Origin of the sequence: Pedobacter jamesrossensis (assembly GCF_042650905.1) — a bacterium.
In the GTDB taxonomy this organism is placed as follows: Bacteria; Bacteroidota; Bacteroidia; order Sphingobacteriales; family Sphingobacteriaceae; genus Pedobacter; species Pedobacter jamesrossensis.
The window spans coordinates 1-25,893 of the sequence record NZ_JBHSBY010000106.1; the positions used below are offsets into that span (position 1 = coordinate 1).

The 25,893-nt window shown below is 34.8% G+C and carries 25 protein-coding genes; 20 read left to right on the forward strand and 5 right to left on the reverse strand.

Going from position 1 to position 25,893, the window contains the following annotated elements:
- Nucleotides 1-336: 336 nt before the first annotated feature.
- Nucleotides 337-573, forward strand: a complete 237-nt coding sequence (locus ACFOUY_RS10725) for a hypothetical protein (RefSeq protein WP_378960563.1) — start codon at nucleotides 337-339, stop codon at nucleotides 571-573.
- A 328-nt stretch (nucleotides 574-901) separates the two neighbouring features.
- On the opposite strand, the gene ACFOUY_RS10730 is transcribed toward ACFOUY_RS10725, so the two are convergent.
- Together ACFOUY_RS10730 and ACFOUY_RS10735 are read right to left on the reverse strand one after the other, a co-directional pair.
- Nucleotides 902-1,261, reverse strand: a complete 360-nt coding sequence (locus ACFOUY_RS10730) for a hypothetical protein (protein ID WP_378960565.1) — start codon at nucleotides 1,259-1,261, stop codon at nucleotides 902-904.
- A 7-nt stretch (nucleotides 1,262-1,268) separates the two neighbouring features.
- Nucleotides 1,269-2,795 carry a hypothetical protein gene (locus ACFOUY_RS10735; RefSeq protein ID WP_378960567.1) on the reverse strand — a complete coding sequence of 509 codons (1,527 nt, stop codon included), beginning with the start codon at nucleotides 2,793-2,795 and terminating at the stop codon, nucleotides 1,269-1,271.
- Nucleotides 2,796-3,552: 757 nt separating this feature from the next.
- On the opposite strand from ACFOUY_RS10735, the gene ACFOUY_RS10740 reads away from it, so the two are divergent.
- The 9 genes from ACFOUY_RS10740 to porN all read left to right on the forward strand — a co-directional run bounded on the left by ACFOUY_RS10740 (nucleotide 3,553) and on the right by porN (nucleotide 11,108).
- Complete coding sequence (locus ACFOUY_RS10740) at nucleotides 3,553-3,813, forward strand: nucleotidyltransferase family protein (RefSeq protein WP_378960569.1); 261 nt, start codon at nucleotides 3,553-3,555, stop codon at nucleotides 3,811-3,813.
- A 227-nt stretch (nucleotides 3,814-4,040) separates the two neighbouring features.
- The gene (locus tag ACFOUY_RS10745; RefSeq protein ID WP_378960601.1) at nucleotides 4,041-4,211 is read left to right on the forward strand and encodes a hypothetical protein; all 171 of its coding nucleotides are present in this window, start codon (nucleotides 4,041-4,043) and stop codon (nucleotides 4,209-4,211) included.
- The gene (locus ACFOUY_RS10750; RefSeq protein ID WP_378960571.1) at nucleotides 4,208-4,330 is read left to right on the forward strand and encodes an ATP-binding protein; all 123 of its coding nucleotides are present in this window, start codon (nucleotides 4,208-4,210) and stop codon (nucleotides 4,328-4,330) included. The genes ACFOUY_RS10745 and ACFOUY_RS10750 overlap by 4 nt, the downstream gene beginning before the upstream one ends.
- A 115-nt stretch (nucleotides 4,331-4,445) precedes the next feature.
- Nucleotides 4,446-5,423 carry a DUF4271 domain-containing protein gene (locus tag ACFOUY_RS10755; protein ID WP_378960573.1) on the forward strand — a complete coding sequence of 326 codons (978 nt, stop codon included), beginning with the start codon at nucleotides 4,446-4,448 and terminating at the stop codon, nucleotides 5,421-5,423.
- Nucleotides 5,424-5,438: 15 nt separating this feature from the next.
- Entirely contained in the window at nucleotides 5,439-6,209 is a 771-nt protein-coding gene (locus ACFOUY_RS10760; protein ID WP_378960575.1) for a uroporphyrinogen-III synthase, read from the forward strand.
- Nucleotides 6,210-6,432: 223 nt separating this feature from the next.
- Nucleotides 6,433-7,755: a T9SS ring complex lipoprotein PorK/GldK gene (porK, locus tag ACFOUY_RS10765; RefSeq protein WP_378960577.1), complete on the forward strand. Its 1,323-nt coding sequence runs from the start codon at nucleotides 6,433-6,435 to the stop codon at nucleotides 7,753-7,755.
- 44 nt (nucleotides 7,756-7,799) lie between these two features.
- Nucleotides 7,800-8,609 carry a type IX secretion system motor protein PorL/GldL gene (gene porL / locus ACFOUY_RS10770; protein WP_378960580.1) on the forward strand — a complete coding sequence of 270 codons (810 nt, stop codon included), beginning with the start codon at nucleotides 7,800-7,802 and terminating at the stop codon, nucleotides 8,607-8,609.
- Nucleotides 8,610-8,650: 41 nt separating this feature from the next.
- Nucleotides 8,651-10,186 carry a type IX secretion system motor protein PorM/GldM gene (gene porM, locus ACFOUY_RS10775; protein ID WP_378960581.1) on the forward strand — a complete coding sequence of 512 codons (1,536 nt, stop codon included), beginning with the start codon at nucleotides 8,651-8,653 and terminating at the stop codon, nucleotides 10,184-10,186.
- Nucleotides 10,187-10,193: 7 nt separating this feature from the next.
- The gene (porN, locus tag ACFOUY_RS10780) at nucleotides 10,194-11,108 is read left to right on the forward strand and encodes a type IX secretion system ring subunit PorN/GldN (protein WP_378960583.1); all 915 of its coding nucleotides are present in this window, start codon (nucleotides 10,194-10,196) and stop codon (nucleotides 11,106-11,108) included.
- A gap of 131 nt (nucleotides 11,109-11,239) precedes the next feature.
- Here the strand turns inward: porN and uvrC are convergent, their stop codons facing one another.
- From uvrC to porW, 3 genes are all read right to left on the reverse strand, one after another.
- Nucleotides 11,240-13,072, reverse strand: a complete 1,833-nt coding sequence (uvrC, locus tag ACFOUY_RS10785; protein WP_378960585.1) for an excinuclease ABC subunit UvrC — start codon at nucleotides 13,070-13,072, stop codon at nucleotides 11,240-11,242.
- 179 nt (nucleotides 13,073-13,251) lie between these two features.
- Complete coding sequence (locus ACFOUY_RS10790) at nucleotides 13,252-15,474, reverse strand: transglycosylase domain-containing protein (protein WP_378960587.1); 2,223 nt, start codon at nucleotides 15,472-15,474, stop codon at nucleotides 13,252-13,254.
- Between the two features lies 1 nt (nucleotide 15,475).
- Entirely contained in the window at nucleotides 15,476-18,247 is a 2,772-nt protein-coding gene (porW, locus tag ACFOUY_RS10795; protein ID WP_378960588.1) for a type IX secretion system periplasmic lipoprotein PorW/SprE, read from the reverse strand.
- A gap of 109 nt (nucleotides 18,248-18,356) precedes the next feature.
- Between porW and ACFOUY_RS10800 the strand changes: the two genes are divergently transcribed.
- The 10 genes from ACFOUY_RS10800 to ACFOUY_RS10845 all read left to right on the forward strand — a co-directional run bounded on the left by ACFOUY_RS10800 (nucleotide 18,357) and on the right by ACFOUY_RS10845 (nucleotide 25,675).
- Complete coding sequence (locus ACFOUY_RS10800; RefSeq protein ID WP_378960590.1) at nucleotides 18,357-18,578, forward strand: AtpZ/AtpI family protein; 222 nt, start codon at nucleotides 18,357-18,359, stop codon at nucleotides 18,576-18,578.
- A 137-nt stretch (nucleotides 18,579-18,715) separates the two neighbouring features.
- The gene (locus ACFOUY_RS10805) at nucleotides 18,716-19,105 is read left to right on the forward strand and encodes a hypothetical protein (RefSeq protein ID WP_378960591.1); all 390 of its coding nucleotides are present in this window, start codon (nucleotides 18,716-18,718) and stop codon (nucleotides 19,103-19,105) included.
- Between the two features lie 14 nt (nucleotides 19,106-19,119).
- Nucleotides 19,120-20,244 carry a F0F1 ATP synthase subunit A gene (atpB, locus tag ACFOUY_RS10810; protein ID WP_378960593.1) on the forward strand — a complete coding sequence of 375 codons (1,125 nt, stop codon included), beginning with the start codon at nucleotides 19,120-19,122 and terminating at the stop codon, nucleotides 20,242-20,244.
- Nucleotides 20,245-20,285: 41 nt separating this feature from the next.
- Nucleotides 20,286-20,501: an ATP synthase F0 subunit C gene (atpE, locus tag ACFOUY_RS10815; protein WP_055912908.1), complete on the forward strand. Its 216-nt coding sequence runs from the start codon at nucleotides 20,286-20,288 to the stop codon at nucleotides 20,499-20,501.
- 88 nt (nucleotides 20,502-20,589) lie between these two features.
- Nucleotides 20,590-21,084 (forward strand): F0F1 ATP synthase subunit B, encoded by a 495-nt coding sequence (locus ACFOUY_RS10820; RefSeq protein WP_378960596.1) that lies wholly within the window; start codon nucleotides 20,590-20,592, stop codon nucleotides 21,082-21,084.
- 93 nt (nucleotides 21,085-21,177) lie between these two features.
- The gene (atpH, locus tag ACFOUY_RS10825) at nucleotides 21,178-21,717 is read left to right on the forward strand and encodes an ATP synthase F1 subunit delta (protein ID WP_378960597.1); all 540 of its coding nucleotides are present in this window, start codon (nucleotides 21,178-21,180) and stop codon (nucleotides 21,715-21,717) included.
- A 221-nt stretch (nucleotides 21,718-21,938) separates the two neighbouring features.
- Entirely contained in the window at nucleotides 21,939-23,513 is a 1,575-nt protein-coding gene (atpA, locus tag ACFOUY_RS10830) for a F0F1 ATP synthase subunit alpha (protein ID WP_193424190.1), read from the forward strand.
- Between the two features lie 71 nt (nucleotides 23,514-23,584).
- Complete coding sequence (atpG, locus tag ACFOUY_RS10835) at nucleotides 23,585-24,469, forward strand: ATP synthase F1 subunit gamma (protein WP_378960598.1); 885 nt, start codon at nucleotides 23,585-23,587, stop codon at nucleotides 24,467-24,469.
- 161 nt (nucleotides 24,470-24,630) lie between these two features.
- Nucleotides 24,631-25,398 (forward strand): 5'-nucleotidase, lipoprotein e(P4) family, encoded by a 768-nt coding sequence (locus ACFOUY_RS10840; protein ID WP_378960599.1) that lies wholly within the window; start codon nucleotides 24,631-24,633, stop codon nucleotides 25,396-25,398.
- 58 nt (nucleotides 25,399-25,456) lie between these two features.
- A complete protein-coding gene (locus tag ACFOUY_RS10845) occupies nucleotides 25,457-25,675 on the forward strand; it encodes a hypothetical protein (RefSeq protein ID WP_378960600.1) in 219 nt (72 codons plus the stop codon).
- The last annotated feature ends 218 nt before the right edge of the window (nucleotides 25,676-25,893 follow it).

Below are 25,893 nucleotides of genomic sequence, written 5' to 3' on the forward strand. Positions count from 1 at the left end.
ACATTAACTAATTGGTTATAAGTTAAATATAAGAAAATAAACCCATAAAAACAAGTCAAATAGTTGGTAATCAGATATTTAAACACTTAACTTAATGACATTGGGGGCAACCCGCCCTGAAGTGACTGCTCGAGCTATCTTCACAATAGTTAATAACTTGGAATTGCCAATTGATACAATGGAGATAAGTTATTATGTGAGAAGTGGTATTACCATTGAAATGCAGGAAATCATCGGACCCTAGCGTACAAGTTAACGGGTAGAACTGAATTTCCAAGTAATATTTTTACAGCTTATGATGATTTTGGGCATTCTGAGGTGCTTAACTATGCTTTGTTGGATTTTGAAAATTGGTTTTTGGATTTTAGAATTAATGATTTAGCAAAAAATATTCGACACATTCCGGTCGTTCACCAAGAATTAGTTGATAATCCAGACCTGTTGAAATATCTTAAATGGAATTTTTTAAATCTTAAGGAAGTTGAAATTAAGATCGAACTTTTATTAATTGATATTAAGGTTATAAAAAAATTGTTTTGGAAAGAACGCAATCGAAAATTGAGAAGCTTATAAAAGAACTTTTCCCAAACCAGCCAGTTATTCAATATGAAGAATGTTTGAAAATAAGAATGGAAAAGTGGTTGAATGAAAATTGTAGTTATTATTCATAATCTAATATTATTTTTTAAACTCATCAAACAGTATTGATTTTAGGGAAATCGATTAATTTTAAAGGATTAAAATGTTTGTCGTTGGTAACAAGATAGTCAGCACTACCAGCAATAGTCAAATCAGAGAATTTGTTGGCGTCTGGGTCTAATTCAAAAATGAACAATTTATGCAAAAATTAAAAGAGAGGAACCAAACAATCGTCATTCCTCTCCTTTATAACGGACTTTTTTTATTGACCAGCTTTTTTTGTTAAATAAAGAGATATCAACCAAAATAAAATAAATGGAATAAGAAGTAATAAAAAGCCTAAGCTAAATAATGAAAATACAACTATGAATACAGCTGGAAAAAAAATTAAATTGTTCTTAAAGCTTTTGCTACTTGTTCTAAAAGGTAGTGAGAATATTATTGCGTGAGAAATCAAAAGAATTATCCACTTTAAAATGTCCCAACTGTCCGCTTTCCCAATCATTCCTGTGGGAAAATCTATAAATTCAAATTGGAAAAGAAACGCCCATTCTTTTAGCTTAACGCCAGAAAAGACACTAGCCAAAATCATTAGAAAAAGAAATATTTTTATATTTTTCATTTAACTCTTAATTACATGGCCCCTTACTATTTGGAGCTATTCCAGGATTTCCATCCGCATCAGGATTATTTCTCAAGGCTTGTCCAAAGTCTCCAGGAGTATTATTAAATATTCCTCTTGATACACTTGAAAAATTTGCGTCTGCCGCATTCATCCACTTTAGTCCGGCATCAGTACAATTATAATTAAGAACACTATACTCATTATTAAAGTAATCATTTCTGACTTGTGCTAGTGCAGAAGTAAATTCAATTGAATTGACATCCATTGTATAGCTAACGTCATATGAATGGCCGCTGTTGTCTTTTATAGTTCCATCCGAATATATACCACTACCACCCGGATAAAAACCTAATACTTGCTGAACTTGTGTGCCATCAGTGTTAACTTTCTGGAAAGAGATAAAGGTGTGACCTACATCAAATGTCTGGCCATATATGTCAAGCGTTAGATTGCCGATTGGCGCGACAAGTAGTCCATGGGATTGCTTGTTCGAATTAGCAACAGGCTGATCTATAAAAATTGTCATTTTATAAAAGGCTGCTGTTTTTCCATCATTAAAACAGTCTAAATATTTGTCAATATCCGTTATATCACTTACCCCATCGTCAATTATTGTTGCATTATTCATATCTTCATATGTTAGTGCATCTGGCAGAACACCATTGCCATTGTTTGGTGGGTCGTTAGGTGTTTCAGGATTTGTTGGTGGATCTGGAAACCAAACATCGTAACAAACTCTTTCTATTTCGTAGTCGCCCAATTCCCAAGTAGAGCAACCACACGAGGCATCGCAATCCGATGGACGCAGGCAATCATAACTTAAATGATATTCAAATGTTCCGCATCCGTATGTGTAATAAACGCAGTTTTTCATGTAGCTATTACAGATTGTCTGAATAGAAGAAAGTATGGGGCGATTCAAACCAATTTTTTTTAATACCGCTTCTCCTTTTTTTCGATATGCATCGCTTGGTTTCCCATTTTTATAATCTATAATAAAGGATTGATTATTTTCAAGGTTTGCAAGAAGCAGATTCCCACTAAAGTTGGTAAGATCAAGTTCTCTAAAATTTCGAGGATCACGTGGATCAGATAATTGATAAAAGTATCTTCCCTTAAAATATTCTTTTTCATTTTTAATAATTAAATAGGTTCGTGAACCTACTTCTCTACCTTTGATAAGTACTCCATCTTTCTTGATATAGGCGTAAAGTGGATAAAATATATATGAAACGGTATCGCTGATAATCTCTGATCTAGGATTTTCCCAGTCTGGTAACCATTCTAGTTTTTTGTCTACTTTGGATTTAAGGGCAGTATCTAAATTTCTTGCATAAAATTGTTGCTTAACCTCTTTTAGTCTTCCAATGTAATCAATACTGTTTTTTGAAAGAACAGACCTTTTGATTTTTTCCGGTTCATCAGAAATATTGTTTTCCTTTTTACATGACACAACAAATAGCAAAAACAACAAACAAAGATTAATGGAGTGCCTGAAGTTACAAAAACTAAGATTGTTTTCTTTGAGCATAATTTCTTGATTAAGTGTTAATGATTAGATTTTTACATCAAATTTAAGTTCTATAATGCATTAAAAATGTTTATATATATTAAGTTTTTGTAATTTACTTTCCGTTTTAAAAATGAATACCATCAGCTGTTCTCTTTGCTATTCGATGAGGTTCTTCCTTATGAAATATGCTGTTACCTTCTAGTTTTCTTAAGATAAATGTATATAACCGATAGAGTGAATACCAAATAAAAATTTGAAGATTTTAATCGGAAAAATAGAGGACAAGGAAAATAGAACGTGTTGTTATGGCTTACTTACTTCGCAAAGTCTTCACTTCTACGAAAAGTACATTGTTCCTTCTAATTGGAATTTGTAAATTTTATAGACGACACATTATAATCAGGGTCAGGTAGCAACATTGGCAAAAATTTTTGTTTTTCTTAATGATTTTGACATAGTTTAATGTACTTATTTGTTACTTATTGATTTTAACTATCAGATATTTAGTGCAGTATTCGATTACGGACATCCGCCAAAGATAATGAAGTTAGTTTTTCTTTAATGTCATAAAAATTAAGTGTTTAAATAAATGCCAGCATTTGACGGGTTAGGGAAATGATTTAAGCTTAAACTTAAACGGCCCAAAATTGCCGTAAGTAACAAATTGAATTTTCGAGCTAGCAAAAGCTAGTTCGAATTGTTTTACCAGACACCATTACCTTATTACATCAATAGAACCCAATACAATTATATCAAAAATATACTAAATTTGTATATGGATATTCAAATTCAAAATAAGCAAGCGCTTTTTAGTAAACTCTTAGGTAATGCGAGCAAGATTAAATCTTTTGGCGTTAACAAGCTAGGCGTGTTTGGTTCTTTTGTAAATGGTACCCCTAAAAAGAATAGTGATGTTGATTTATTGGTAGAATTTGAAGCCAGTAAAAAGAGCTATGATAGTTATATTGATTTGTGTTCTTATTTAGAAGATTTATTAGGTAGAAGGGTCGAATTAGTAACCCCCCCCAATCGTTAAATAAATATATTGGTCCACATATTTTAAAAGAAACTGAATATGTTGCCATCTAATATTGAATTGCTTAGGCATATTTCTGACGAAATTTCTTCTGAGCTAGACTCTACAAAAGATAAAGGTAACAAATTGTAGTTGAGGATCCCGTTTTATCTAGAGCAGTAATAAGGAGTTTAGAGATAATTGGCGAAGCTTGCACTAATCTTGATCCTGATTTTAATATTAATGCAATTAAGTTTAGTCCCTCTGGCACCAACATTGAAGTTGCCATGCAAGTTGATTCAAAAAAGGTTGTTGTATCTGTAAAAGATTATGGTGTCGGAATTCCTGAAGATATTGGAAGATATATTTTTAGTATGAATGAGCTCGGTAAGCGTAGTGGTACTGCTGGAGAAACATGATTTGGAATGGGCTAGCTATATCAAAGCAAATTGTAGAAGCCCACAGAGGAAAACTTTGGTTTGAAAGTGTTAAAAATATTGGCACAACTTTTTTTATGGAACTTCCAATGGCTAAGTAAATTATAGTTTCCAGGCGTATGGATTTTTATGATGAATAAATGATATGCTAAAACCATGTATTTTCTTTAGGTAAACCATGATTAATCAATTACTTTTGCATCTTCAATTCACAGCATGCCGAAATTTATTTTTATTCTTTTAACAGTTTTATGGACTGCAAATTTTGCTGCAGCGCAGCAAATCCAAGTTAAACGAGATACGGCTGTAGTTAATAAATATCAATACAGGAGGTATAGAGTTGATTCTGCTACTCTTGTTAGGCAGAAATTTGTAACTGACTCTATTATTCGTCATACCTGGGTTTTGCCTGATAGTATGATTAATAAAAATGCTTTGTTAGATAGTCTTCAAAAGGAATACATTTTTCCAATATTAGATATACTGGCTTGGCAGAAAAAATATCAAAACTATAAAAAGAAAGAAAATCCCTATCAGTTAGGCCGCTCTATACCAAAAGGGAATGTTTGGCTGTTGGGCTTTATTTTTATTATGCTTGTTGTTTTTGCAATTCTAAAAAATGCTTTCTCAAAGCAATTATCTGCAATCGTTCAATCTTTTTTTAGTAACCGGATTTTAAATAATATAAATAAAGAAGATAACCTGTTCAGTTCGTGGCCGTTTCTACTTCTATTTATACAATTCGGATTCATTTTAGGAATGTTTTTTTTCCTCGTAGCGCAATATTATGATATGTATCAGGCTAAAGATGGATTTAAATTCTTCTTCAGCATATCTATAATTATCATCATATTTTATGCTTTAAAACTTATTATATTAAGGTTTTTAGGTTTTCTTTTTGATGTTCAACGCCCTGTTAATGAGTATATTTCTATACTTTATCTAAGTTATTTTAACGCTTCTTTATTGTTTATTCCTTTAGTTGTAGCTTTTGCCTTATCTCCGCTAAAGTATGGGGTAATTTATATTGCGATTGCAGTTTTACTTCTAGTGATTATTTTTACTTTTCAATTGCTCAGAGCAGGTATTACAATTCTTTCCAATAATAAGTTTTCCAAAATGCATTTATTTTTGTACTTTTGCGCCCTCGAAATATGTCCTATTTTAATACTAATTAAAACGATAGGATTGTAGCAGAAAACAAGGAAAATGCAAGAAAAGAACGACTCTAGAATCCGTAAAGTAAAAAGTATTTTAGTTACTCTACCGAAACCTGAAACAGAAAAATCTCCATACTACGATTTAGCTAAAAAGCATAACCTTAAAGTTGATTTTAGATCATTTATTCACGTTGAAGGTGTTCCTGCAAGAGATTTCAGGAAGGATAAGATCAATTTAGCTGATTTTACAGCAGTTATTTTTACTAGTCGAAATGCGGCTGATCACTTCTTCAGAATATGCGAAGAAATGCGTTACGATGTTCCTGCTGAGTTGAAATATTTCTGTCTTTCTGAAACAATAGCTTTGTATTTACAGAAATACATACAGTATCGAAAACGCAAAATTTTCTTTGGAAAACAAACTGCAGCTGATTTAGCAGAAGTGTTAAAAAAGCATGCTAATGAGAAATTTTTATATCCATGTTCTGACATGGCTACTGAAGATACCATGAAATTTTTAGAGAAAAGTGGCTACGATTTTACGCCTGCAGTATTATTTAAGACTGTAGTAAGTGATTTGTCTGATCTTGCGGAAGTATTCTATGATGTAATTGCTTTCTTTAGTCCTTCTAGTATTCAATCGTTATTTAAAAATTTTCCAGACTTTAAACAAAATAATACAAGAATTGCAGCGTTTGGTGTTAATACAAGTAAAGCTGCTACTGATATGGGTTTGATTGTTGATATTGCTGCGCCAACTCCTGGTGTGCCTTCAATGACCATGGCCATAGAGAATTACATTAAAGTTTCTAATAAATAAAGATTCCCTCTTTAATTTTTTCCTGAACAAACAATAAATTGCATGATATTAAGTTATACAGAATAACTCGATATGTTGTAACGAAAATATTAGGTTTAATTTGCCTTAAAAGCAATCTTATACCCTAATAAAGGTGTTTTCGTGTAAATTTTTTGCTTTTGTTGTTTATTTAATTGAATTTTGATACAACTGCTAATTGTGTTTTGTACACTATAATGGATATATGAAGAAAATCTACTTTCTAGCTATAATGGCTGTAACTGTATTACTTGCTAGCTGTGGTCATGGAGGCCAAGGCGAACTAGTTGGCTCTTACAATCGTAAATTTAAAAACCAACGTATACCATTAGGTATGGTTTATATCCCACCAGGGCACACTCCAATGGGTGGTTCTGACGAGGATATTACTTTCTCTCAGTCTGGTCCCAGTAGAATGACAACTATTAGTGCATTCTTTATGGATCAAACAGAAATTTCAAACGCAGAATATCGTCAGTTTACAAAATGGGTTCGCGATTCTATTGCAATTGTCATGATGGGTAATCCACAGCAATTTATGATGACGCCGAAAGGTGCTGCTGCAAATGCAGTTGGGGGCGAAAAATATATTGACTGGCGTAAAGTTGGTAATGGTTCTGCAATTTGGAGTGGTAAAGGTAAAGGCGCTAATGCGGCAAATGCAAGCCAATTAGATAATATGTATTATTCAGGCTTAGATGCTTTGCCTGGCAGAAAGGAAATTGATGTTCGTAAGCTTGAATATTCTTACGGAATCTTAAACTTAGATAAAGCTGCTTTGGGGCACAAAGATCCCAATAGTAAACGTCAGGATTACATAGATAGATATACCATTGCTGTTTATCCTGATACAATGGTTTGGAAAACAGATTACTCTTATTCTCAAAATGACCCAATGGTTCGTGGTTATTTTAATCACCCTTCATATGATGATTATCCTGTAGTTGGTGTTAGCTGGGAGCAAACTGAAGCCTTTTCACACTGGCGCACGCAACTTTACCAAGGTGTTGCTTCAGCTAGAAAAATGCCTTTAAATGCTCGCATGGACTATGATCTGCCTTCTGAAACACAGTTCGAATATGCTGCCAGAGGAGGGAATACAAAAACTAAATATCCTTGGGGTGGTCCTTACATTAGAAACACTAAAGGTTGTTTGCAGGCTAACTTTAAACCAGGTCGTGGAGATTACTCAAGTGATGGTGGTATTTACACAGTTGGCGTAAGATCCTATTTCCCTAATGATTACGGCTTATATAACATGTCTGGGAATGTTGCAGAATGGACTAAAACGGCTTACAACAAATCGGCTAGTCCTTTACTACATGATTTAAATCCGAATTTTACCTATGTTGCTGGTAAAAACGACAGTAAATATTTAAAGCGTAAAGTGGTTAAAGGTGGTTCGTGGAAAGACACCGGATATTTTCTTCAAAATGCAGTATCAACTTACGAATATCAAGACCAACAAAGATCTTACATCGGTTTCAGATGCGTTTCGGCTTATCCGGGAACTGACTTGAGAAACTAAATCAACCCAAACAACTAAAAACTAAAGAAAAACATTAAAATTTTATGGCAGCAAAGAAACAACCAAGCTGGTTACACGTAGCGATTTCATGGGGAGCAAGTATTGTAATTATTGGGGCATTATTTAAAATTTTGCACATCGGCGGGATATTAGGTAACTATATGATTGGTATAGGTCTTGGTGTGGAGGCAATCTTATTCTTCTTAACTGGCTTCTTCCCTCCTGAACCAGAACCAGCATGGGAGAGAGTTTACCCTGAATTAAGAGAAGATTTTAAGGGCGAATTGCCTACAGCATCAGCTAGACCAGTTGCAGCTGCAGTTTCTTCACCTAATACGGCAGCTTTAGATAAAATGCTATCTGAAGCGAAAGTAGGTCCAGAATTAATCGAAAGTTTGGGTAATGGCTTGCGTACATTTGGTGATAAGGTAGCTTCTATATCAAACGTTGCAGACGCGTCATTAGCAACAAATGAGTTTACTGATAAAGTAAAAGCTGCTTCCGCAGGTTTTGATAATCTGAGCGCATCTTTTGAAAAAGCAACAGCTAATTTAAAAGCAATGGGCGAGAGCAATGTAGATTCTCAGGCTTATCACGATCAGGTAAATAATTTAGCTAAAAACTTATCCGCATTAAATGCAGTTTACGAATTAGAATTACAAGATTCGAGTGCACATTTAAAATCGATGAATAAATTCTATTCAAACTTATCACTTACCATGCAAAACTTTAACGAATCTATGGAAGATTCTAAACAGTTTAAAGAAGAAGTGAACAAGTTAGCTAAAAACTTATCATCGCTTAATGCGATTTATGGAAATATGCTATCGGCTATGAACAGTCCACGCGTATAATTTATTTAGTTTTTAATTTTAAATAGAAAGCTACATAAAAAATGGCAGGCGGAAAAGAAACAACCAGGCAGCGGATGATCAATATCATGTATTTGGTATTGTTAGCTATGCTAGCCCTAAACGTATCAGATACAATATTAGATGCATTCAAGAATATCAATGATAGTTTGGATACATCAAAAACCAACGTTAATACAGGGATAGATCAGCTTTTTTCTTCTTTCGAAAATTCAAAACTTAAAGAAGAACCAGCTCGTGCTCAGCCAATCTACGATAAGGCTAAACAAGCAAAAGCTGCAGCTGATGATTTGAATAACTATATCGAAGGTATTAAAAAACAGTTTACCATAGCTGGTGATGGAATTAATCCTGAAACTGGCGATTTGACTAATCGTGACAATCAGGATATTGCTCCTAATTTAATGATTAATAAAAAAGAAGGTGAGAAGTTAAAAGCAAAAATTAATGCAACTCGCGAAAAACTAATTTCTTTATTAGATCCAAAGGATAGAGAAGGCGTTACTTTTTCACTAGAAGCTAAGGACCCGGTTAGAAAAAGAAAAGGAAACTGGCAGGAAACATTGTTTGGTGAAGGTACACCTTTAACCGCTGCAATGACAATCTTGACAAAACTTCAAACCGACACTAAAAATGCAGAAGCTGAAGTAGTTAAAAAATTATTCGGAAATATGGATAAAGCCGTTGTTAACATAGATAAATTTGCTGCAGTTGCTGTAGCACCAACTTCGTATGTTATCCAGGGCCAGCCATATACCGCCGAGGTATTTTTAACAGCAAGTGATTCAAGATCAAATCCTGACATCGCTGTTGGCGGAAGTAAATTATCAGTTAGAGAGGGTAAAGGAACTTACACTGGTGGAACTGGTAGTGTTGGGGTTTTCAAATGGGTAGGAACGGTTCGTATTCGTCAAACTGATGGACAAATTAAAGAATACAAAACTCCTGAACAAACTTATCAGGTTGCGAAACCTTCGGCTAATGTCTCATCAGATAAGATGAACGTTATTTATGCAGGTATTCCGAATCCATTTTCGGTGTCGGCAGCTGGTTTCCCTTTAGAAAGTGTTAATGCAAGCGCCTCTGGTGCTTCGATGAGTAAAACGGGTGCTGGTAAATATAATGTTCTTGCTAGCGGTTCTCAGGTTGGCTCAGAAATTTCAATTAATGTCACAGCATCAAATGCAGGTAAAAGCGTTAGCCTTGGTTCACAGAAATTCAGGGTGAAAGCTATTCCGAAACCAACGGCTAAAGTTGGTGGCAGAGCAGGTGGCGATATTGCATCAGTGCAATTGAAGAGTGAATCTGAAATTGAAGCAGACTTAGATGATTTTCCATTTGATGTTAAGTTCAAAATTCAACGCTATAAATTAACAATTATAAAACCACGTTCTGATGCTATTACAATTTCTGGTAGCGGCGGCGGATTCGCAGGTGCTGTTAGAACTGCTATAAATTCGATCACTCCGGGAACGAGGGTATTTTTTGAAGATATTGTTTCTGTCGGACCAGATGGTCGCCAGAATGTTTTGCCTTCGATAGCATTTTCAGTTAAATAAAAATAAGATGAAAAGGATTTTAAGCATTGCTGTATTAGTTTTATCAACTGGATTTGTATTTGCACAAACACCTCTTAAAAAGAAGGGTGCAGCTACAACTCCAAATCGTACTGTTGCAAATACAGTTACACCTGTTGATAGCACTAAAAAGTTAACGGTTAAAAAGAAATTAAAAGTACCACCAAAAGATGGTTTTTATGCCCGTAAGGATATAGATAGTACTGAAATGGTGCCTTTTGCTGATGTGCGTGAGGAAGATGTTTTTTATGCAAAACGTATCTGGAGAGAGATTGATCTTCGTGATACCGTTAATTCCGCACTTAAATCTCCTAAATCAAGGTTAATTGATGTTTTAATCTCGGCTGTAAAATCAGAAGAGCTTACTGCGTATTCGCCATTTGATACCTTAAACAATGAAGATGATGCTTTTACAAATCCACTAACGGCTGATACCGCACTTATGCAAGCTGCCGGAACAGTAGAGGTTACCGATTCTAAAGCTGGTACAGTAAAAACTGTCGCTAACGATCTTAATCCAGATTCATTCTTAAAATTCAGAATTAAAGAAGACTGGATTTTTGATGTTAAACGCTCTATTTTCGAACCACGTATTGTAGGTATTGCACCAATGAAATTTATAGAGTCTTCTAAACAATGGCAGCCTGTTTTTTGGGTTAGTTACGACGAATTAAGACCTATCATTGCACATAAAAGATTAATTAACACAAATAATGATGCATCTTCATTAAGCTTCGATGATTTTTTCCTTCGCCGCTTATTTAGCAGCTACATTGTTAAAGAATCTAATCCTGGTGATAATAAGTTAAGAGATATTATTTCGGATCCAAGAGAAAGATTAATGGAATCTGAAAGAATTAAGAAATCAGTTCTTGATTACGAACAAGGACTTTGGGAATACTAATCCCCAACCCCCTAAAGGGAGCTTTATAAAACGCATAAAAAAGGAGCCAATTTCTATTGGTTCCTTTTTTTGTGAAAGATAAAATTAAAGACGCTTTTCTTTTAAATTGCCTACATTTTTGCAAGTCTTATTTAAAGAGGGTTTTCAGCTCCCCCTTTAGGGGGTTGGGGGGTAAAATATTCCTGAAGCGTTACGATCTGCTTTTTATTCAGCACTTCTGCCAACTCCTTTTCCGTTGCTTCTTTGATCTTTTTAACCGATTTAAATTGGGTTAATAGCTTGTCGGCAGTAGTTTTACCAATGCCAGGAATTTGCTCCAGTTCGGTTTTTAAAGTTCCCTGATCTCGCTTTTTTCTGTGAAAGGTAATTCCGAAACGGTGGGCCTCATCACGTAATTGTTGAATCACCTTTAACGTTTCTGATTTTTTATCCAAATAAAGAGGATATGAATCGCCAGGATAAAATAATTCTTCAAGCCTTTTCGCAATGCCAATAACCGTAACTTTATTTTCGATGCCCAATAATTTTAAGCTCTTCACAGCAGACGATAGCTGCCCTTTACCGCCATCAATTATAATAAGTTGAGGTAGCGGTGTGTTTTCATCTAGCATTCGTTTGTATCGACGGAAAACCGCCTCTTCCATTGTAGCAAAATCATTTGGGCCTTCAACAGTTTTAACATTAAAGTGCCTGTAATCTTTTTTCGACGGCTTAGCATCTTTAAAAACAACAATTGCCGAAACCGGGTATTTTCCCTGAAAGTTAGAGTTATCAAAACATTCTATGTGCTGAGGTAATTGCGTTAAACGCAAATCCTTTTGCATGGTTGCTAAAATGCGATCGGTACGTAAATCTGGATTTAATTTTTCGTATTGATTTAGCTTTTCCTTTTTAAAGAATAATACATTTTTTTGCGAGAGTTCTAAAAGTTTCTTCTTTTCGCCAAGTTTTGGAACGGTAAAACGTAAACTCTCGTCCTCAAGCAATGGTTCAAAAGGAACAATAATTTCTCTTGATGTGCTGCTAAATTTCGTTCTGAAATCAAGCATAGCCGAAGTTAAAATTTCATCGTCACTTTCATCCAGCTGCTTTTTTACCTCTATAGTTTGCGTTTGAATAATCGTTCCGTTCATCACCTTAAGGTAATTCACAAATGCATAACGTTCATCAGATGCAATACTCACCACATCAACATTCGTAATTGCGCTATTAACAACGGTCGATTTACTTTGGTATTTCTCTAAAACTTCCAATCTTCTGGCGTATTGATGCGCCATTTCAAAATTCAGGTCTTCGGATGCTTTTTTTATAACATTTTTAACATCGCGAATTACATTGCCAATTTTACCATTTAAAATCTCCTTTATCTCGCCAATGTTTTTATCATAATCACTTTCTGTTTGATAAGCCTGACATGGGCCTTTACAGTTTCCGATTTGGTATTCTAAGCAAACTTTAAACTTGCCTTCTGCAATATTTTTATCGTTTAAAGGCAAGCTGCAGGTTCTTAAAGCATAAGTTTCCTTAATTAAATCTAAAATGGTGTGCATCATCCCAATCGAACCATAAGGGCCAAAATAGGTAGAACCGTCTTTAATTACTTTTCTTGTCCAATAAATTCTTGGATAGTTTTCGTTTTTAACAATAATCCACGGATAAGTTTTGTCATCCTTTAAATTAATATTAAATTTTGGCTGATGCTTTTTTATCAAGCTATTTTCAAGCAGCCAGGCATCTATTTCAGTATCAACTATAGTAAAAGTTATCTTTCTAATTTTCGAAACCAGAACCCTTGTTTTACCGTTGAATTGGTTTTTATCACTGTTAAAATAAGAGCCGACGCGGTTGCGCAAATCTTTTGCTTTACCAATGTACATGAGCTTGCCATCCGCATCCCAATATTGGTATACGCCGGGTTTATGGGGAATTGCCGTTAAGGCTGTTTTATGGTCGAAACTGCTCATTAATTACAAAAATAATAATAGAAAGGGAAATCGTTGCCTAAACAGCTAGTGGATTCTTATTGCTCTAAAGGATTTGGGTGTGCCCCCAGCTACGGCAAGGGGTCAGGCTATTCGTTTCAAATCCTCAAGCTGATGAAGAATCGGCACTACGGGTTTTACACTTCTATCCTTTACGCAACCTAAAAGCCTAACTTCTCATCAAGCTCTGTTGTGCCTTCTTCTTGTTTTTGGTATTGGTTACAATCAAATACAATTGAAACTCCAGATTTTGGGGCTTCAAAATCGGCATGACTTATTTTTAACCCCGGATTAGCGTAAACTCTTTTAATAAAACCAGCAAAAATGGGTAGCGCAGTATTTGCACCCTCGCCATCTCTCGTACTTATGAAGTGAAAAGCTCTATCCTCACAACCTGTCCAGATTCCGGTTACCAGCTGTGGTGTTATTGCCATAAACCAACCATCAGAGTTGTTCTGTGTAGTACCTGTTTTACCTCCTATGGGTGCATTTACTTTGTATTTATAATTTAGTCTTGCACCAGTTCCTCCTGTAACAACGCCTTTAAGCATTCGAGTCATTACATAAGCAACTTCTTCACTCATAACAGGTTTTGGTATGGGTTTTTGAGAAAACAAAACAACGCCATTCTTATCTTCAATTCTTAATAGATAAACGGGCTGCGTATAAATTCCCTTATTTGCGAAAGCACCATAAGCACCGACCATATTATAAATCGATGAATCAAAAGTGCCCAAAGCTATCGAAGGATATGCTGGTACATTCGGAATACCCATCTTAGTCGCCAGTGTTGAAACAGCAACGGGGCCAACTTGCTTCATTAAATATGCGGTAACATAATTTTGAGAGTACGCTAAAGCTTTTTGTAATGTAATTGCACCTGGTAGTGGTGTACCCGATGAGCGGGGTGTCCAAGGTTCTCCGTAGCCTTCTATGGTTACCGGCACATTAGGTACAGTTAAACATGGTGAAAAACCATTTTCTACAGCTACAGCATACGTAAAGGGTTTTGCTGTAGAGCCAACCTGACGGGTTCCCATTTTAACCTGATCATACTTGAAATGTTCATAATTAATTCCTCCAACCCAAGCTTTAACATAGCCATTTGTTGGGTCCATTGTCATCATTGCATTGCGTAAAAGCATTTTGTAATAACGAACAGAGTCGATTGGTTTCATCGTTGTATCAACGTTCCCTTTCCAGGTAAAAATGGTTAATTCGGTTGGTGTATTAAATTCTTTTTTAATTTCTTCGTCGGTTTTGCCTTCTAATTTAGCAGATTTATAACGGTCGGATCGTTTAACGCCTTGTTCAATTTGTAGTGCTTTATCTTTAAAAGGATTTCTGCCTTTCCAACTATTTATAAATTGGGCTTGCAGCACCTTCATGTATTCTTTCTGAGCAGCTTCGGCATACTCCTGCATTTCATAATTAATGGTGGTATAAACTTTTAAACCATCTCTATCTAAATCGTAAGCTGTACCATCGGGTTTTGTAATGCCCTGTTCTTCAAAAATGTTTTTAATATCATTTTTTAAAACCGACCTAAAATACGGTGCTATACCATCATTTACGGTTGCGGCATTAAAGTGTAAGTTAAGTGGTTTAGCTTGCTCTTCTTCAAACTGTTGTTGAGTTAATAAATCTGATTTAACCATCATAGCCATAACCGTATTTCTTCTGGCTTTAGAACGTTCTGGATTGCGGGTTGGGGAGTACATGGTAATCCCTTTCTGCATGCCCACTAGTGTTGCCGCTTGAGGAACAGATAATTTATCTGGCGTGGTATTGAAATAAACCCTTGCGGCCGATTTAATTCCATAAGCCTGGTTGCCGAAATCAACAGTATTTAAATACATAGTAATGATTTCTTCCTTCGTATAATTTCTTTCGAGTTTAACAGCTACAACCCATTCCTTAAATTTTTGCATTACTCGTTTAAAGAAATTTCTTTGTCGGCCTTCTTCCGAGAATAAATTTAGAGCCAATTGTTGCGTAATGGTACTTCCACCTTGCTTCTTGCCGATTAAGTTATAGCCGATTATGGTAAAAGTACGCTGAAAATCAATTCCTGAGTGCTCTTTAAAACGGGTATCCTCAGTTGCTATTAATCCGTTAATTACATTTGGCGAAATTTCTTTATAGGTAACGTTCGAACGGTTTTGAACGAAATATGTACCTAAAGTGCGACCATCTTCAGCAATAATTTCTGATGCCTGGTTACTTTTAGGATGTTCGATATCTCTGAAAGATGGTAAGCTACCAAAAAGCCCAAAACCCATCATAGAAATAAAAATTGCAAATAGGGCTATGCCACCAATTACAATCTTCCAAATTCTGAGGTTATATCTTTTAATATCGGCAGCTGTAAGGGATTTATTCATTTTAATAATTGTTTTTGTAAAACTCCAAATATTCGTTGATACGAGTTCTATCTGTTAGTTTTTCGAAATTTTCTTTACTGATAATGAAACTTTTATACTTGTTTGCAGGCACTTTCATTATGTTTTTTAATTGGCCTTTAATGCTCTCTTCGTATATTTTTGCGTCTTCCAAATCAACAAAACTAGTTACATATATAAGTTGATCATTATCTAATTCAACCAATTTATGAGCCAAATCGTTATCTGGATAATTACCCCGGTTAAATTGGCCAATACCAAATCTAGAAGAGCTCAAAGTTAAGGAAGCATCTTCAACATTTACTACGTAATAATAAGTATTTGAGGTAGCCGTGCTGAAAATACTTGCTGGCTTGGTAATGTCCGTCTTAACATCTATCGGTTTTTCAATAGATTTAGTTACTGTTTCAGTAGGTTTTGTTACGGTTGCCGCATTAATGTTTTCAATTGGTTTTGGTTTAACATCAGTCGGTTTTGCCTGGCTTACAAATCGGGGCTCATTAGAATCGAAATCTATCAAAGCAACCCGGCGTAATTTAAATTCATCGAGATTTGCCTCAATATATTTAAGATGGTCTTTAACCAAAGGTGTTATAAGTAAATCGTTTGGATAAAGTGTTGTAATGCTGTTAAACTCGGTAAGCAAAGCATCAACTTTTGAAGTTCTGCCTATAGCTATTGCTTTTAAATAAGCATATTGTGGCGCCAGATCATTATTTGGGTATGTCGATATATTCTCATTCGATTGTTTAATAACAGTTCCATAATCCTTCATTATATAAGCATCGAAAACCTGATTATAATTCCTATTTATCGCATTTTCTAATTCATCTTGCTTTGCAGAATAAGTTGGGTTCAGAATAGTTTTTGCAAAATTAGATTCAGGAAATTTGGTTAAAACCAGTTGCCTGTATTCATTCGATTTTCCTTCTTCGCTACCTTTGTAATTTAAATACAGACTGTAATAAATTGCGACTAAGTGATTATTTTCGGGGAAACGTTTAAGTAATTCTAAATAAACCTTATTTGATTCTGCTTTATCATTTAACTCTTGTTGGTAAAAACTAGCAATTTCAAAGTAAGCATCGATAATCTTTTGGTTTGATAGGGCGACAAGTTGAGCCGTTATAGGTAAAGCTTCTGTAAATTGTTTTTCCAGAGAAGTTTGATCTGCTAAAGCTTTTGCATCCGGATCAGTAGATGATGAAATTCCGGGAACCGTGTTGCCACCTGCTAAAATTTGATTGTTTTCTTGTGCTGATGAACGAACACTTTGACGCCAGTTATCTTCTAATTGTCGGTTACCCCAACGCTTTTTGAAATCGCTAAAGCCATTACTTATTGCTGCATTATTGTTAAAATAGAAAGTGTTGCCAGTTCCGTTAGATGGATTGGCATTTAAGCTCGGATTTAAAAAAGCAGCATTATCGAGCGACGGATTACCTAATGAAGCAACATTTGCAACTTCAACCTTTGCTCTTAAGTAATCTTTAATTTTATTAGCTCTTTCGCTTTCAGGTAGCTTAGCAAAGGCCTGTAGCGTATCTTCTTTGGCTATAATTGTATAGCGATCGGATAAATATTGCAGGTTTTCTGCCTTTTTAACAATGCTATCATAATCGGGGAAATTTTTAGGTAAAATTGCAACAGTGCTATCGTAATACAGTTTTGCCTTAATGTAATTTTTAAATTCCTTAAAATTTAAATCAGCAATTCTTAAATATGATAAAGCTTTTTGATTTTGATTTCTGGTACTGTTTGCAATGGATTTCTGATAATTTTCTTCTGCTTTACCGAAATTTCCTTCAGTGTTGTAAAGTTCACCTACTTTATAGTAAATCTGATCTATGTAATCAAAGTTTTTATCATCTTTTAATAGCGAAAGTAGAGCTTTATCTTCATCCACTTTGTACCCACTTATTAGCGCCTTTACCCTTATTCGTTCTAAATTAGCATGAAAATACATCTCAAAAGGTGCATTACTGTTTTCAACTTTTGTGAAATTTATAAAAGCATTTTGTAAGTTATTTTCCTTTTCTTGTAATTGTGCTAAAATATATTGCCAGCGAATTCTTAATTGTTTTTCATCCGCATTTCTTATTGCGGTTTCTAACAATAATATAGCTTCTTTATAACGCTTTTGATAAATACGCATTTGAGCAGTTGTAGCCAAAGGCTCTGCTAAATCTTTTTTTAACTGATCTTGGGCACGTAACATAGTATCCAGAATTTTATCTGCATAAATCATGTTATTTAATTGCATTTGGCTTTTTGCCTTCCAATTAAGTGCCATAATGAAGGTTTTTAGATTGCTGCTATAAGTTTTAGCCGTATAATCAAAATATTCGGATGCAATAAAATAATTACCTTTTAAGTAATTTGCCTTACCCAAAAGCATATAAGAATCATCAATATAATTACTGAAACTTTTATCGTTAATTATGGCCTGGCCTTTGAAAATAACATCATCTAATGATTTATTTGCGGCACCAGGTGTTAATGTTAGTAATACCTGAGGTTCTGGATCTAAATAAACAGGTAAAATCTTATCATAATTGTCGGCATAAGTTTGTATTAAACCTTCATTGTATTCGGTAAGTAAAACATTTGAGTTGTAGATATAGTTATACCTTGCCGTTAAGTTTTGAAACTTACGGTCTATAGCGGTATCTTTATTAGCTACACAGCCATATATAAATAACAGGCTTAAAAGAAGAAGTGAGGGAGATAAGGTTTTGTTTGTGTGTTTTTTCAAGTATCAATAATCGCGTTAGTGGATATACAATAAACAAAATTTAGTTAAAATTATTTTATTTGGCAACAAATTTTAATTATTCAAAGTTAAATAATTATTGCATTAAAAAATGGAAAAGCCTAAAGAAGAGGATACAAGAAAAAAGGTAAATGATGCTGCAAAATATTCGGCTATTGGTTTTCAGATGATTGCAACAATTGGCTTGTTTACCTTTATAGGATATAAAATTGATGAGCATCGTAATAGTAAAACCAACATTATTACAGCTGTATTTGCGCTTGCGGGTGTTGGCATTGCGCTTTATCAAGCAATTCGGCAAGCAACGAAGTGATTGTTACATTGATTGATTATTAAATATGAATTCAACAATTAAGTAATGCACAAGCAATAATTTAGTAGTTATCTGTTAGCGAGTTGATTTTAAAAAACTTATCTTTGCTGAAATTTTTAACATAAAGAAAGATTCCGTTGACCCTAACCAAATTTACCAGTTTCTATTTAGTTTTTGTTGGCGTCCTTATCGGCATTATAGCTACGTTGCCTGTTGTATTTCCCTCTGTAAATTTATTAATCCCTCAGTTTTGGCTAATGTTTGGCTTTTTAGCTGGTATAACTTTTATTGCGTATGTGCTTGTTGATATTGGTATAAAACGCGATCCTGAAGTTGGAATAATGGCGATTATGGGATCGATTGCAGTAAAAATGATTTTTTGTATGGCTTTTGTGTTGATTTACAGTATAAAAGGTAAGGGAATTGGGGTTCTGTTTCTGCTAAATTTTTTTTCTTTATATTTATTGTTTTCAGTCTTTGAAATATACTGTTTGTTACGTAACTTGCGCCACCAAAATTTAAAGTAAAAATCTGCCAATAAATGGATTGTAACCAAGTTTTAGTGTCTAAAGTTAAGAAGGTAATTGTTGTTTTTACGCTTTTAATCGCGTTTTTATCTATCAAAATTGATACTTTCGCCCAAAGTGATAGTGCTGTAGTTCCTGTTGATAGTGTTGTTGCCAAAACAGCTGAAGCTGCTTCTGGCGAACATGGTTCGGTAGAACACGATAAAGAAAAATTCGAACCAACAAAAATAATCATGGAGCACATTGCAGATTCGCACATGTGGCATCTTTGGGGGCAGACTTCATTACCTCTTCCTGTTATTTTATATACTAACGGTGGTTTAGAAGTTTTCTCTTCTGGCAACTTTCATCATGGAGAACATGATTATGTTGGTAAATATAATACTTACCGTTTAGAGGAAGACCACGTTAAAGTGGTTGGTGCTGATGGTAAAATTGACGAGTCGGCATCTGTTTTAGATTTCTCTATTACTAAAAATGTTGCAGCAATGTTTGTTGCGATACTGGTTATCTTAATCGTGTTTATTTCTGTTGCGGGTTCTTACAAAAAACGTGTTGGTAAGGCACCTAAAGGTTTGCAATCTTTTATTGAGCCTATAGTTGTTTTTGTGAGAGACGATATTGCTAAACCGAATATTGGCCATAAATATGCAAAGTTTATGCCGTATCTATTAACCACATTTTTCTTTATTCTCTTCAACAACTTATTAGGTTTGGTGCCAATTTTCCCGGGTAGTGCTAATGTAACAGGTAATATTGCTTTAACGTTTGTTATGGCTTTAGGTACCTTGCTTATCGTAAACTTGAACGGTAATAAATATTATTGGAAACACATCTTTTTGCCTGATGTTCCTTTTTGGCTGTGGCCTTTAATGGTTGTTGTAGAGGTTGTTGGTATTATTTCTAAGCCATTCGCTTTAATGGTTCGTTTATTTGCGAACATTACAGCTGGTCACATTATTGTGTTAAGTTTAATATCCTTAATATTTATTTTCGAAACATTAGCTATTGCGCCAGTTTCAGTGGCATTCGTAATATTTATGGATGTGTTAGAATTGTTAGTAGCATTTTTACAGGCCTTTATTTTTACATTACTTACCGCCTTATTTATTGGTATGGCAGTAGAAGAGCATCATTAATAGAAAACTATTTTTTACAATTAATATAAATTAAATTAGTTATGGTAGGTTCAATCGCGGCAATTGGTGCCGGTTTAGCAGTAATCGGTGCAGGTATCGGTATCGGTCAAGTAGGTGGTAAAGCAATGGAAGGTATTGCTCGTCAACCAGAAGCTGCATCAAAAATTCAGACTGCAATGATTATTGCTGCTGCCCTTATTGAGGGTGTTGCTTTATTCGGTGTAGTAGTTGCATTATTAGGTAATAGCCTTAAATAATTCAAACTGAAAGAATTAGGTTGGGTATCTAACGATTGGTTATTTACCCAGCCTTATAACAAGATTAAGATTAAAAAAATTAGATAATATGGAATTAGTAACCCCAAGCATAGGATTAGTTTTTTGGACATCATTAGCGTTCATTTGCTTATTAATATTACTTAGGAAATTTGCATGGAAACCTATTTTAGGGGCTATCCACGAACGTGAGCAGAGCATTGACGAGGCGCTTAACAAAGCTGAATTAGCTAAACAAGAAATGACTCGTTTGACTAGCCAAAATCAAGATTTAATGCAACAAGCCCGTGCTGAGCGTGATGAAATTTTGAAGGAAGCTAAAACCTTAAAAGATGGAATCTTAAACGAAGCTAAAAAACAAGCTCAGGTAGAAGGTGCTAAATTGATTGAGAAAGCTAAGATCGAAATCGAAAACCAAAAGAAAGCAGCTTTAGCAGAAGTTAAAGACCAGGTTTCTTCATTATCATTAGAAATTGCAGAGCGTGTTTTACGTACTCAATTAGATGATAAAACTAAGCAAGAGGCTTTAGTAGCTAACTTGTTAAAAGACGTTGAATTAAATTAAGTTTAAAGTACAAAGTTTAAAGTTTAGAGTTTAGAGTTAAGGATTTGATCTTTTAACTTTTAGCCTTCAACTTTCAACTTTCAACTCAAAAATATGTCAGAAATTAAAGTTGCAAGCAGATACGCAAAATCATTAATAGACTTAGCTGTTGAAAATAATGCATTAGCCGATTCTTATAACGATATGGTTTTGTTTGAAAAAGTGGTTGATGAAACCCCTGAGCTGGAAGCGATATTGAAAAATCCAATTGTACCTTTAGATAAGAAAACAGGTATTTTGAATGGAATTTTTGCTGATAAAGTAGGAAAGTTAACCCTAACCTTCTTTAAAATTGTGGTTAATAAGGGGCGTTCGGCTATTTTATTTAGTACTGCAAAGCAATTTATAGAACAATACAATAAAATTAAAGGTATTGTTACGGCTGATGTCACAACTGCTACCGCTTTAAGCGCAACTGCTAAACAAGAAATTATTGCAATTGTAAAAAAAGAATTAGGTGCTAATGAAGTTATTGTTAATGAGAAAATTGACGAAAAACTAATTGGCGGCTTTATTTTAAAAGTTGGTGATAAGCAGTTTGATGCAAGTATTGCCAGCGGATTAAGTAAGTTAAAAAAGGAATTTGCACATTAGTATCGAGATTTGAGTATCAAGTTTAGATTTTAAAAGCAAACTGAATTTGAGGGCTACTGGAACAACGAAAGAACTACAGGCTTAATAATATAAACCCGATTGACAGCGGTATTTTTGTCATCCAGAGCGTAGTCGAAGGATCAAAAATTTAGCAGAAAGCGGGACTGGAACAACAAAAGAATTACAAGATTTACATTTACAAAAAGATATAAATTAAAATTATGGTAGAGGTAAGACCAGACGAAGTATCGGCAATTATCAGACAGCAATTGGCGGGCTTCAAATCAGAAACCGAACTGGAAGAAGTTGGTACCGTGTTGCAAGTGGGCGACGGTATTGCCCGTGTTTACGGTTTAACTAAAGTTCAATCGGGAGAGTTGGTTGAATTTGCAAACGGCCTGCAGGGCATTGTATTAAACCTTGAAGAAGATAACGTTGGTGTGGTACTTTTGGGTGCTTCTGACGAGATTAAAGAAGGTGATACAATTAAACGTACCAAAAAAATTGCCTCTATTAAAGTTGGTGAAGGTATGCTTGGGCGTGTAGTTAACACTTTAGGAGAACCTTTAGATGGTAAGGGTCCGATCCTAGGTGAAACTTACGAAATGCCTTTAGAGCGTAAAGCACCAGGTGTAATTTATCGTCAGCCGGTAAATGAGCCTTTACAAACTGGTATTAAAGCAATCGATGCAATGATTCCAATTGGTCGTGGTCAACGTGAGTTGGTTATTGGCGATCGTCAAATTGGTAAAACTGCGGTTTGTATCGATACCATTATCAACCAAAAAGAATTTTATGAAGCAGGCCAGCCTGTGTTCTGTATTTATGTAGCTATTGGTCAGAAAAACTCTACCGTTGCCAACATTGTACGTACACTAGAGGAAAATGGTGCTTTACCATATACAGTTGTTGTTGCTGCTTCCGCTGCTGATCCTGCTCCAATGCAGTTTTATGCTCCGTTTGCTGGTGCTGCAATTGGCGAGTTTTTCCGTGATACAGGTAGACCAGCATTAATTGTTTATGATGATTTATCTAAACAGGCTGTTGCTTACCGTGAGGTATCTTTATTACTTCGTCGTCCACCAGGCCGTGAGGCATATCCAGGTGACGTGTTCTACTTACACAGTCGTTTGCTAGAAAGGGCTGCGAAAATTAACGCTAATGATGATATCGCTAAAGCGATGAATGATTTACCAGAATCTATCCGTCACATTGTTAAAGGTGGTGGTTCATTAACAGCTTTACCAATTATCGAAACTCAAGCGGGTGACGTTTCTGCATATATTCCAACCAACGTAATTTCGATTACTGATGGTCAGATTTTCTTAGAGTCGAACTTGTTCAACTCAGGTATTCGTCCGGCAATTAACGTAGGTATTTCGGTATCGCGTGTTGGTGGTAATGCTCAGATTAAATCGATGAAAAAAGTAGCAGGTACTTTAAAATTAGATCAGGCTCAATACCGCGAGTTAGAGGCTTTCTCTAAATTCGGTTCTGATTTAGATGCTGCAACAAAATCGGTTTTAGATAAAGGTGCACGTAACGTACAAATGTTAAAACAAGCACAGTTTACTCCTTTTACTGTAGAGAAACAAGTTGCTATTGTTTATGCAGGTACTAAGAACTTAATGCGTAGCGTACCAGTTGATAAAGTAAAAGAATTCGAAACTGAATATTTAACTCAATTGGAAATGCGTCATCCAGAAACCTTAGCGGCTTTAAAAGCTGGTAAATTTGATGATACCATTACAGGTGTTTTAGATACAGTTGCAAAAGAGATTTCAAGTAAATACTAATGAAGCTAAAAGCTAAAAGTAGAAAGTTCAAAGCTTTTTACTTTTAGCTTTATACTTTCCACTTAATAAGAATGGCTAATTTAAAAGAAGTAAGAAACCGAATTGCGTCGGTACAATCAACCCAGCAGATTACCAAAGCTATGAAAATGGTTTCGGCGGCGAAGTTGAAACGTGCAACAAATGCAATTATCGCTTTACGTCCTTATGCTACTAAACTAAAAGAGATTTTAGGTAATCTATCTGCAAGCTTAGAAGGTTCTTCATCTCCCTTTATACAAGAGCGTGTACCTAATAAGGTTTTGATTGTTGCAGTATCATCAAACCGTGGTTTGGCTGGTGCTTTTAACATGAACGTAATTAAAGCGGCCAATAATTTAATTGCTGAAAAATATTCAGAACAATTAAAAAATGGTAATGTAAGCATTGTATCAATCGGTAAAAAAACTCAGGATTTTTACGAGAAACGTAACTATAATGTAATCGGAAATAATAATGAGGTTTTTGCAGCTTTAACTTTCGAAAACGTAACAAAAATTACCGATGCTATTATGGCTGGTTTTATTAAAGGCGACTTTGATAAGGTTGAGGTAGTTTACAATCGTTTTAAAAATGCAGCTGTTCAAATTATTACTACTGAACAATTATTGCCTTTGCCGAAAGCTGAAGAAGTTAAAACGGAAACAAAATCTGCAAATGTTGATTACATCTTAGAGCCTTCGCAAGAAGAAATTGTTGAGCAGTTAATTCCAAAGTCAATTAAAATTCAGTTATACAAAGCCGTTTTAGATTCTCACGCATCTGAGCATGGCGCACGTATGACATCAATGGATAAGGCAACTGAAAATGCCGGTGAATTATTAAAAGCTTTAAAACTTTCATATAACCAAGCACGTCAGGCAGCAATTACAACTGAGTTAACAGAGATTGTAAGTGGTGCAGCAGCATTGAACGGATAAACTCCTAAATTCCCTAAAAGACTTAAAATACTGAACCCCTTATCTAATTGATGAGGGGTTTTTTGTTACGCGAAGATTCGTAATCCTAAATTATTATGTTTATTCTGGATTTTAATCCAAAATTATTAGGTTTTGGGTTTACCTTTACGTCATAAAATCAAATGATGAAAAAATATATATTTATTGCTTTAGCGCTCACACCGTTTTTTGTAAAAGCACAATCCGCGGCAAGAGATTACACTAACGACGTGCTTTGGCAACAAACCAGCGGCGAGTATAGAGCTTTGTGTTTTCAGGCGTACAACTTCGCCCGCTTATCATTAAAAGAAGCACTTTGGACAGATACCAGCAAAAAACCAAATTGTGTAATTGTAGATATAGACGAAACCGTTTTAGATAACTCGTCGTTTCAAGGACATGAGATTAAAAAAGGTTTAAGTTACAATCCAACCGATTGGACTGAATGGACAAACTTAGCTCAAGCCGATACTGTTCCTGGCGCTTTAGCCTTTTTAAAATTCGCAGCTTCAAAAAATATCGAAACTTTTTACCTAAGCAATCGCGATGAAAAAGATTATTCGGCCACGCTTAAAAATCTACAAAAATTTGGATTTCCGTATGCTGATGATGCCCATTTACTGGTTTCAAAAGGAACATCAAATAAAGAACCACGCCGCCAGAAAATTGCTGAAACACATAATATTTTAATGCTTTGCGGTGATAATTTAAGCGATTTCTCTAATGTGTTTTATCGTGAAAATAAAAATACAGCAGAGCAGGTGAATACAAATCAAAACCTGTTCGGAGTAAAATATATTATCTTGCCAAACCCAATGTATGGCGATTGGGAAAAGCCTTTATATCAAGGTGAAAACTTAAGCGATAAGGATAAAGCGAAGCAGCGTTTAGAACGATTAAAAAGTTACTAAGTTTATGTAATTATTCAGCAATAAGTATTACTTTTGCAGCATCATAAAAATAAACATTATGGAGAACAACGAATTAAAGCACAATACAGAAAGCATGAAAACAGCTAACCAGGCTGGAATTTATAAATTAATTATTTTTGGTGTACTGGTTTGCATGGTTGGCACTTACTTACGTTTTGCCTTCGATTCATCTATGTTATCCTTAGTTTCATGGATTATTTTGTTCATCGGTGCATTTATTTGTATCAAAGGTGTATTCAAAATTTTAGACGCATAACATATTCTCTCTAAATATCAAAGCCTGTCTTGTTCATTCACGACAGGCTTTTTTCGTTTTTATTTTTTTTCTGAAAAGCAAGTTCCTACACTTTTCGGTTTCATCAGTCCTGCTGTAAGCTCCCCTGTTTTTCAGACCATTCAAAAGTATAATTTTGTCCTCAAATTTCCTGCAATAAATCTACAGGAGATTTGAAGTTTAATGCCTGGTGTGGTCGA

Coding starts and splice junctions, on each gene's coding strand:
- atpE (WP_055912908.1), top strand. CDS start 20,286: ATGGTAGGTTCAATCGCGGCAATTGGTGCCGGTTTAGCAGTAATCGGT.
- ACFOUY_RS10740 (WP_378960569.1), top strand. CDS start 3,553: ATGGATATTCAAATTCAAAATAAGCAAGCGCTTTTTAGTAAACTCTTA.
- atpH (WP_378960597.1), top strand. CDS start 21,178: ATGTCAGAAATTAAAGTTGCAAGCAGATACGCAAAATCATTAATAGAC.
- ACFOUY_RS10735 (WP_378960567.1), bottom strand. CDS start 2,795: ATGCTCAAAGAAAACAATCTTAGTTTTTGTAACTTCAGGCACTCCATT.
- ACFOUY_RS10750 (WP_378960571.1), top strand. CDS start 4,208: ATGATTTGGAATGGGCTAGCTATATCAAAGCAAATTGTAGAAGCCCAC.
- uvrC (WP_378960585.1), bottom strand. CDS start 13,072: ATGAGCAGTTTCGACCATAAAACAGCCTTAACGGCAATTCCCCATAAA.
- ACFOUY_RS10840 (WP_378960599.1), top strand. CDS start 24,631: ATGATGAAAAAATATATATTTATTGCTTTAGCGCTCACACCGTTTTTT.
- porK (WP_378960577.1), top strand. CDS start 6,433: ATGAAGAAAATCTACTTTCTAGCTATAATGGCTGTAACTGTATTACTT.
- ACFOUY_RS10760 (WP_378960575.1), top strand. CDS start 5,439: ATGCAAGAAAAGAACGACTCTAGAATCCGTAAAGTAAAAAGTATTTTA.
- ACFOUY_RS10755 (WP_378960573.1), top strand. CDS start 4,446: ATGCCGAAATTTATTTTTATTCTTTTAACAGTTTTATGGACTGCAAAT.
- atpA (WP_193424190.1), top strand. CDS start 21,939: ATGGTAGAGGTAAGACCAGACGAAGTATCGGCAATTATCAGACAGCAA.
- porL (WP_378960580.1), top strand. CDS start 7,800: ATGGCAGCAAAGAAACAACCAAGCTGGTTACACGTAGCGATTTCATGG.
- ACFOUY_RS10820 (WP_378960596.1), top strand. CDS start 20,590: ATGGAATTAGTAACCCCAAGCATAGGATTAGTTTTTTGGACATCATTA.
- porM (WP_378960581.1), top strand. CDS start 8,651: ATGGCAGGCGGAAAAGAAACAACCAGGCAGCGGATGATCAATATCATG.
- porN (WP_378960583.1), top strand. CDS start 10,194: ATGAAAAGGATTTTAAGCATTGCTGTATTAGTTTTATCAACTGGATTT.
- atpG (WP_378960598.1), top strand. CDS start 23,585: ATGGCTAATTTAAAAGAAGTAAGAAACCGAATTGCGTCGGTACAATCA.
- ACFOUY_RS10790 (WP_378960587.1), bottom strand. CDS start 15,474: ATGAATAAATCCCTTACAGCTGCCGATATTAAAAGATATAACCTCAGA.
- atpB (WP_378960593.1), top strand. CDS start 19,120: ATGGATTGTAACCAAGTTTTAGTGTCTAAAGTTAAGAAGGTAATTGTT.
- ACFOUY_RS10800 (WP_378960590.1), top strand. CDS start 18,357: ATGGAAAAGCCTAAAGAAGAGGATACAAGAAAAAAGGTAAATGATGCT.
- ACFOUY_RS10730 (WP_378960565.1), bottom strand. CDS start 1,261: ATGAAAAATATAAAAATATTTCTTTTTCTAATGATTTTGGCTAGTGTC.
- ACFOUY_RS10845 (WP_378960600.1), top strand. CDS start 25,457: ATGGAGAACAACGAATTAAAGCACAATACAGAAAGCATGAAAACAGCT.